This is a genomic window from Natrialba hulunbeirensis JCM 10989, assembly GCF_000337575.1.
Taxonomy (GTDB): Archaea; Halobacteriota; Halobacteria; order Halobacteriales; family Natrialbaceae; genus Natrialba; species Natrialba hulunbeirensis.
The window spans coordinates 65,860-72,803 of sequence record NZ_AOIM01000006.1 but is presented as its reverse complement, the minus strand read 5'-3'; the positions used below and the strand labels follow the sequence as shown (position 1 = coordinate 72,803).

7 protein-coding genes and 1 pseudogene are annotated in these 6,944 nt (G+C 58.1%); 2 read left to right on the top strand and 6 right to left on the bottom strand.

Annotated features, from left to right (window positions below):
* The 5 genes and pseudogenes from C483_RS00810 to C483_RS00790 all read right to left on the bottom strand — a co-directional run.
* Window positions 1-231, bottom strand: a pseudogene (locus C483_RS00810) (DUF4157 domain-containing protein); the annotation flags it as partial.
* 11 nt (window positions 232-242) lie between these two features.
* Window positions 243-1,208, bottom strand: a complete 966-nt coding sequence (locus C483_RS00805) for a hypothetical protein (protein ID WP_006651443.1) — start codon at window positions 1,206-1,208, stop codon at window positions 243-245.
* Between the two features lies 1 nt (window position 1,209).
* Window positions 1,210-1,755, bottom strand: a complete 546-nt coding sequence (locus tag C483_RS19765; protein WP_006651442.1) for a hypothetical protein — start codon at window positions 1,753-1,755, stop codon at window positions 1,210-1,212.
* 95 nt (window positions 1,756-1,850) lie between these two features.
* The gene (locus C483_RS00795) at window positions 1,851-2,837 is read right to left on the bottom strand and encodes a hypothetical protein (protein ID WP_006651441.1); all 987 of its coding nucleotides are present in this window, start codon (window positions 2,835-2,837) and stop codon (window positions 1,851-1,853) included.
* Window positions 2,837-4,162: an eCIS core domain-containing protein gene (locus C483_RS00790; RefSeq protein WP_006651440.1), complete on the bottom strand. Its 1,326-nt coding sequence runs from the start codon at window positions 4,160-4,162 to the stop codon at window positions 2,837-2,839. Before C483_RS00790 ends, C483_RS00795 begins: the two co-directional genes overlap by 1 nt.
* A 202-nt stretch (window positions 4,163-4,364) precedes the next feature.
* Between C483_RS00790 and C483_RS00785 the strand changes: the two genes are divergently transcribed.
* Complete coding sequence (locus C483_RS00785) at window positions 4,365-4,871, top strand: hypothetical protein (protein ID WP_006651439.1); 507 nt, start codon at window positions 4,365-4,367, stop codon at window positions 4,869-4,871.
* Window positions 4,864-5,370 carry a metal-dependent hydrolase gene (locus C483_RS00780; protein ID WP_006651438.1) on the top strand — a complete coding sequence of 169 codons (507 nt, stop codon included), beginning with the start codon at window positions 4,864-4,866 and terminating at the stop codon, window positions 5,368-5,370. The genes C483_RS00785 and C483_RS00780 overlap by 8 nt, the downstream gene beginning before the upstream one ends.
* On the opposite strand, the gene C483_RS00775 is transcribed toward C483_RS00780, so the two are convergent.
* Complete coding sequence (locus C483_RS00775; RefSeq protein WP_006651437.1) at window positions 5,339-6,781, bottom strand: sugar transferase; 1,443 nt, start codon at window positions 6,779-6,781, stop codon at window positions 5,339-5,341. The genes C483_RS00780 and C483_RS00775 overlap by 32 nt on opposite strands.
* Window positions 6,782-6,944 lie beyond the last annotated feature (163 nt).

Below are 6,944 nucleotides of genomic sequence, written 5' to 3'. Positions count from 1 at the left end.
CGCCGACTGCTCGGCTTCCGCCTCGATCCCGGCGAGTGTCTCCCCGTCGAGGTCCTGCTCGAGTGACTCCTCGAATTCCTCGCGGGCAGTTTCGATCTCTTTGATCGTCTCGTCATGGCGACCGACCGTCTCTCGCAGGTCGCGGACCTCCTCGGTGAGCTCTTGAATGTTCTTCGCGTTGCTCGCGGTGACTGCCTTCGAAGTCCGCTGGACGTGCACGTCAGTTCCCATCCGGTTGCCTATCAGTGGCTCATCACCGGAGAGACGTAGCCATTAATAGATGCTTCATGGTCGAAATACGGTTCGTAGAACTCGAAGTGGCGGTACTTTCCGGTGTACTTGTACTGACCGTGTCCCAGCACGCGGAACGGTTCGGGTGGTTCTAGTCCCATGCCGATGAAGCAATCGCGGATCTGGCAGACCAGATTGTGCCCGACGTAAAATCGGAAGCGGTCACGCTCGTAGGAAGTGGGTACGATTTCGAGACGTGCATCGGGCTCGCGATCAAAGAGATCGTCTCCTTCGATCGTCTGGTCCTCATTGGTGTCCTCATAATACATCGTATCGATCCCCGAGACACCTTCTATTGTGAGGCCAGCACCGGGAATTTCGGTGCTGTCACTCGTCTTACTGCCCCCACCGTCGACGAGTGAGGCCGCTTTCGAAACGAGGCTGTCACCGCTGGCGGACGCCAACTCCTCAAGGTTCTGGTCACCGAGCACCTCCGTCGCCGGGCGAGTGAGTTGTTCCTGAATCGCCTCGATGCCTTCTTCGAGGTAAACGTTCTGCTTGTAGACCAGAAATCCCTCGTTGTAGACTTCCGAGGGCAAATCAAGCGGTGGAACGACACCGTCGCGGTCGTGGCTCGCCGCCTGCTCGTAGAGCGTCCCGAAGTACTCGATGAACTGTTTGTCACTGAGGTTAGTCAGTGCCAGCAGGACTGCAGCGATCCGATCCGGGTTCTCAGTGTTCGGAACCGTGCCGTGGCCTGTCTCCCGGTAGACGTAGTACCGTGCAAACCGACGGAGCTGTGAGTTATATTCATCTTCTTTGTTTGTGCGGTCTGATGGATCATCTGGAGAAGCAGCACATTGGTGTGCAAGAATCCCTCCATCAAATCCAACGGCGATACGGTGTTCTACACCACTGGGATCGATAACACGAAGGCCGAACCCGTCCTCATTCTCTTTTTTAATTTTAGCTTCCATATTACCAATTCAAGAGACCGGAATCATCTTCCTCTCTTTCGTCATCGTCACGCTTGCCGCTAGCATCATCGTCGGCACTGAATAGGCGGTTCCTCAGTTTTCCGAACGTATTTGTAACGCCTTCGCTGGCAGCCCCAACTCCGAGTGTGAGAGCAGCGGCAGCGATGGCTGGTGCCGCTAACTCCGGATTAGCTCCTGATTCAGACAGGGTTTCCTGAAGAGTCGGTTCACTCGCTGCGCGGCCGAGCGCGATGGCTCCGGCGGTGACGCCCGCACCAGCCACGCCCATCGCCGTTTCACCCAGCCCGCTATGGACCTCGTTCTGAAGATTACTCACGTCGGACTTGGTCTCTTGGAGTTCCGTTCTGATCTCTGCCACCTCATCAGTCAGGCTGTCCAGCCCTTGGTAGGCCATGGTTCCACCGTCTTTCGCCGATCGCTGGATGTGCACGTCGGATCCCATCCGATTGACGACTAGTGGCTCATCACTCGAGAGTGCCTGTTCAGCCGCCGCGTCGGCCTCACGCTCTAACTGCGGATTCGGCATCGATCTCGAAATTAACATCTTTTCTGGGGAATTTACTAACCGTCGTGCCGAGGTTTTGTTGTCTGAGTGGGTGCGATGAAACTCGACTCGAGTAGTTAGACGAGCAGGTCGTCAGGTGTGTGTTCTTCCTGCCAGTCGTCAATCTCGATCCGAGTGTCGTTGTAGGCAGGGTAGAAGTTATCTACCTTGTAGTTGCCGACATACTCGTAGATGCCGGGTCCCTGTACCCGGGCGTCCTCTGGTGGTGCGATACCCATCCCGATGTAGCAATCCCGAATCTGGCACCGAAGGTGATGGACTAGCGACTGCTGGAACTCCTCGATCGAGTCGAACTCGTAGAGGTTCGCGAACATCTGTAGCCGAACAGCCGGGTCGCGATCGAGTTGTTCTCCGGTCGAATTGGCTGTTGCCTCGAACTTCTGTCCGTTTTGTTTCCAGCGTACTCGGAACGGTCCCACGGTGTCGATGAGCGCGTCACCGATGGCGTCGGCGCGTGAATCGAGATCGATGCCGTGATCGGTAAGCGATCGTTCGAGGTCCGCTCGCAGGTCGACATCGACCGACTCGCCACCGGTTGCGGCTTCGAGCGATTCGAGGACCGTCGCGTCGGCCACTTGTTCGACTAGCGACGCTACGGTCTCCCCGTCGAGACCGACGGTGACATCCTGCTCGAGCCAACATATTGCGTCGGAATCGATATCGGGTGTCTCGACCACTGGATCGGCGTCCCCAGCATGTGAACGTAGCTGCTGATAGTACTCACCGAAGTACGTCTCGAGGGTCGCCGACTCGAGACTGCCTACGGCTAGCGTTAGCGCGGCGATCCGATCCGGATTGCGCATCGGATCAACCGTTTCGTATCCCTGCTCGCGATAGACGTAGAACTTCGCGAACCGACGCGCCTGATTGACGTGTTCGTTGCCAGCCGTGGTACGCTCCTTTGCCTTGTCGGGATACCCGTCCTGTTGGTGGGCAGTGATTTCGCCATCGAACTTCATCTCGATTACGTGCTCAACATCGTTGTTGTCGATGACGCTAATTCCGACGAGCCTTTCATTTTCACCTGTTATGAGGCCATCCATTATCGGTCACCTCTGGATTGGCCGACACCCTCGAGATCCGACCCAGTCTCGTCTTGAGCCCGGAGCTCCTCGACTTGCTGTGCGATCGCGGAAATCACCTCGGGCGAGAGATTCACGCCGTCGCCGACGACCGCATCCGAGGTAGTGTTCCGGATCGATGGTGCCATCATCGCGGCTGCGGCGGGCAAGAGGGCAGCGCCACCAGTCGCCAGCGCGGCTCCACCGGTAAGCCCGGCAGCAACGAGCCCTTCGATATGGTTCGAGGCACCCTCATCGGTGAAGGGGTTCATCGCTTCGGGACCGACCTCCTTGATCTGACCCCAGAACGACTCGTCGAGGTCATCGCCGTCCAACTCCGCTTCGAGTTCCTCGAAGTCGTCGGTATCAATAGTGAGGTCGTCGATCGTCTCAGTGTTTTCTTCTACTTGGTCGGTCAGCCCAGTGAGTTCGTCAACCGACTCGGTATTTTGCTCTACCTGATCGGCAAGCCCCGTCAAACCGTGCTCCTCGAGTTTCTCGTCGACGTGATCGGCGACGAGTTTCCGAAGCTGGGAGGGACTAACGATCGAGTCGTCGGCTTGCGACCGCTGGATGTGCACGTCAGTTCCCATCCGATTGACGACCAGGGGTTTGTCATCCGACAGCGCCTGCGCTGCGGCCTCGTCGGCCTCGCGTTCTAACTGTGGGTCAGGATCGATCTCGAGATCGGCCCCCTCCTGAGGCATCATGCTGATCGCCGCGCCCGTTTGCTGACGAACGTGTGCTAGTTCGTGGGCCAACAAATGCTGTCCTTCCGGACTCTCAGTATCGTACTCACCCGAATTGAACACGATATCGTTCCCGCAGGTGAACGCCTTCGCGTCGATCGCATCAGCCGCTTCGGCGGCTTTCGCACCCGTGTGAATGCGCACGTTCGAGAAGTCCGCATCCATACGCTCCTCGAGTGCACGTTGAATCGGACTGTCCAACGGCGTCCCTCCCTGCCCGAGTACGTCGAGCACCGTGCTGGGAACGTCGCCCTGTGTCGTGTCGGTGCCCTCGAGTGCACGCTGAATCTGTGCGTCGGCACCAGTGGGTAGCGGCTCGAACTCGGGTCGATTCGCCTCTACCATCGCGTCGAATCCCTCGGGCCGACCGGTCAGGGCGTTGATGTTGTCACCAATTCCCTGATCGAACGCTGCGGTTCCGTCCAGTGGGCCGAGTCGACTCTTCGAGCGAGTTGAACTCGAGGAGCGACGTTTCGTCTGTGAGTCTGACGACTCGTCGGCGTCGGTTGATTTCGATGCTCGTTTGCGTTTGCGTTTGCGTTTCCGTTTGCGTGCCATCTACCGACTCACCACGTTGACGGTCGTGGATTCCCGGCAATGGGTACCAGTCCAGCGACTCATTTTGTTAGAATTTGTAGCAGTATATCTTAATAGTTACCGTTCCTCCACTGAAATAGTCAGCCAATCTCCGTCGAGACGGCGGTACTTGGGCAGGCTCGAACACAACCTCCAAGTAACGGATCCGAGAGTACGAAGACGAATGCGCTTCGCAGTTCGACTCGGAATCACCCTCGTCTTACTCCTCACTCTACTGGGCCTCGGCATCCACTACGGAGCCACCTACGACGAGAACTGGCCCCACCCCTCCGGTGACCAGCTCCAGGAGGACTACGACGAGTTCACCGGCGACCACCAGCTCGTCTTCGGCGAGGTACAGTCCATCTCCGAGGACACGATGACGATCCACGTCACCGATTCGGCTGACGAGGTCGCGGCCGAACTCGAGATCACCCACCACGACGCCACCGACCGGGTCGACCCCGGCGGATTCGTCCAGGTCTACGGTGTACTCGAGTCCGACCGCACAATGACGGCCGACGAACTGGTCGTCGTCAACGAGGACAACACAGCCGAGCAGTACAAACTCCTCACCTCCATCGCCGGCGTCCTCCTCGCAATCGCCTACTTCTTCCGCCATTGGAAATTCACCCTCACCAAGTTCGGCTTCGAACCACGACCAAACAAAGAGGAAACACAGGATGGCTGAACTCCTCTCACACGTCCTCATCGCGTACGTGCTGTTCACCGTCGCGAGCTGGCGACTCGAGTGGCTCACGAAACGCTGGGTTGCGATCGGGATGATCGGGGCCCTCCTCCCTGACCTCAATCGAATCGGCATGTTCGTCGACGACGCCACCATCGAGACAACCCTCGGCGTTCCCTTCGGGATCGACGCCCTCCACACGCTTGGGGGAGTCATCCTCCTCTCCGGCATCGGCGCGCTGGTCCTCACGGAAGCCCACAAACGGGGCTTCGGCGTCCTCCTAGCAGGCGCACTCACCCATCTCCTCACGGACGGCCTCAAAGCCTACGCGGACGCCGAAGCCGGTGCCTGGCTCTACCCGTTCACGTGGTACCGTCATCCGACGCCGAATCTGTACGTCTCTGCGGACCAGGGCGTCGTCCTCGTCACCGGACTCCTCGCAATCGCAATCTTCCTCGTCGACTACCGACTCACCGCCACACCGTCAGCCACAGATCCCTGACCACACCCCAGCACTGGCGGATCACGAGCTTCAGATCCAACCAGAACGACTGGCGGCGGATGTACTCGAGGTCGTATCGCAGTTTCGTCTGAGGATCGGTACTCTTTGCACCGTTGACCTGCGCCAACCCGGTTAGCCCAGGCTTGACGAACCAGCGCTTGCGCCAGGCGGGAGCATCTTCCTCTAACAAGACTTCCTCTTCGGTCCAGGCAGCACGTGGGCCGACAACGCTCATGTCGCCGCGTAGAATCGACCACAACTGTGGTAATTCGTCGAGATGCGTTTTCCGTAAGAAACGCCCGACGTGCGTAATCCGGTCGTTCTCTGTATCAGATGATGGCACGGCAGACTCCCCTTCGGGAACCATGGTTCGGAACTTATAGACGGGAAACGTCTCTCCGAAACCAGCCGTACGATCTTGACTGTACAGTACTGGTCCCGGACTATCGAGTTTGATCGCGAGCGAGATTGCCGCGATCAACGGGATAGCCAGAAACAGTCCGACAAGTGCGAAGACCACGTCAAAAACGCGCTTGAAGAGGTGATCCATCGGGTCCCACGGCTCGATTTCGACCTCGACGAGTTGGCCAATGGTCCCATCCGTCGCCAGCACGCGGTCGGCATACTTGCGATGAACACGGACGTCCACGCCGTGGTCGTGACAGGCATCAAGCGCACCAAAGAACTCGGCACGGTCGGCGTGCCGGAACGCCAGGACGACAGTATCGATATCGTACTCTAGCAACACCGTTTCGAGGCGTGAGAGTCCGCCGATACGTTCGAGACCACCGAGATGAGTAAATGGAGCATCGGCTGACGCGGTCTCCCCACTCTGCTGAAGGACGAGTCCGCCGTCCGCAGCGGGTTCCCCATCACGGTGGAGCGAAAGCACTGACGGACAGAGATAACCGAGGATCGGCATCGAAATCGACGCCGAAATCCCGTTCATCTGCTCGAGGTCGTCACCGACGAGTAACAGTCGGTCGGGATCGCGAGTCGGACGGCGACGGATCCAGACGAACCAGAGCGGGAGCACAGCCGTGAGCAGTCCGATTGTCATGACGAGTGTCGCTCGCGGGAGTCGGTACGACCAGTTGAAGTAGCCCAGTGACGCGAGTGCAAAGCCGGCAACGAGTACGCGTTTCTGGGTGAGAAAAATCGTATCTAGCACACGGCGGGGCCTGGGCTTGTACAGTGGGAGCAGACAGCCAATAACTGCGAGTACTGTCAGTAGTAACGCCCAGGAGAACGCCCCACCAGAGAGCACTATTACCTCAAGCCGGTTGAACACCGGTATGTGGGTCGTGAAGAGCAACTGCATCGTCGGATGGTTCGCAACCGCAAGTGCGATTGTCGTGAGGGCAACGACACCAGCGACACTCGCCAGGCGGTACTGCCAGCCAGTCAACATTCACTCCATCCCACACCCACAGATCGTATAATAGATTTCATGATATATTGTGAATATATATGCCGGAAGGATAGAGACTCACTACCGAGGAGACGTCTGTTATAGCAGTAATTCCAGTATTTCGTACTATCCCAGCCAAAGACACACACCTGACAGGTAACCC

Excerpts from the sequence above, each read along its gene's own strand:
- C483_RS19765 (WP_006651442.1), bottom strand. The coding sequence starts at position 1,755 with ATGCCGAATCCGCAGTTAGAGCGTGAGGCCGACGCGGCGGCTGAACAG.
- C483_RS00790 (WP_006651440.1), bottom strand. The coding sequence starts at position 4,162 with ATGGCACGCAAACGGAAACGCAAACGCAAACGCAAACGAGCATCGAAA.
- C483_RS00775 (WP_006651437.1), bottom strand. The coding sequence starts at position 6,781 with ATGTTGACTGGCTGGCAGTACCGCCTGGCGAGTGTCGCTGGTGTCGTT.
- C483_RS00795 (WP_006651441.1), bottom strand. The coding sequence starts at position 2,837 with ATGGATGGCCTCATAACAGGTGAAAATGAAAGGCTCGTCGGAATTAGC.
- C483_RS00805 (WP_006651443.1), bottom strand. The coding sequence starts at position 1,208 with ATGGAAGCTAAAATTAAAAAAGAGAATGAGGACGGGTTCGGCCTTCGT.
- C483_RS00785 (WP_006651439.1), top strand. The coding sequence starts at position 4,365 with ATGCGCTTCGCAGTTCGACTCGGAATCACCCTCGTCTTACTCCTCACT.
- C483_RS00780 (WP_006651438.1), top strand. The coding sequence starts at position 4,864 with ATGGCTGAACTCCTCTCACACGTCCTCATCGCGTACGTGCTGTTCACC.